Consider the following 464-nt stretch of genomic DNA (forward strand, 5'->3'; position numbering starts at 1 on the left):
TTTCTGAAGCGAATGGACGATGTGACCGAAGATATTCTTTCGGCTGTAAATGCTGATATGACCGAACAACAGCGCCAGGCAGCCATCAGAGAGAAAAGTGCCGAACTGGTTAAAGCTGCCAACGAAGGGAACAACTATCGTATTTTGGTGCGTGATTTCTTTGCCGGCAATCAATTTTTCCTCGTTGTTTACGAAGTGTTTTCCGATGTACGGATGGTGGGCGTGCCCCCCAGCTCCATTGGTAAATTTGGTTACGATACCGACAACTGGATGTGGCCTCGCCATACCGGCGACTTTGCGCTATTCAGAGTTTATGCCGATGCCGATGGTAATCCGGCTGACTACTCGCCCAATAACGTGCCATACCAACCAAAACACCACCTTCCGGTATCGTTAAAAGGCTATCAAAAAGAGGATTTTGCTATGACCATTGGTTTTCCGGGAAGTACGCAGCGCTATCTGCC

Annotated in this window: 1 protein-coding gene; it reads left to right on the forward strand. The window is 48.5% G+C overall.

The window, feature by feature from the left end; all coding sequences use genetic code 11:
• Nucleotides 1-12: 12 nt before the first annotated feature.
• Nucleotides 13-464, forward strand: a 452-nt coding sequence (locus C6366_RS20975; protein ID WP_233248577.1) for a S46 family peptidase, incomplete at its 3' end; no start/stop codon positions are given.

The sequence above is a fragment of the Desulfonatronum sp. SC1 genome (assembly GCF_003046795.1).
GTDB lineage: Bacteria > Desulfobacterota > Desulfovibrionia > Desulfovibrionales > Desulfonatronaceae > Desulfonatronum.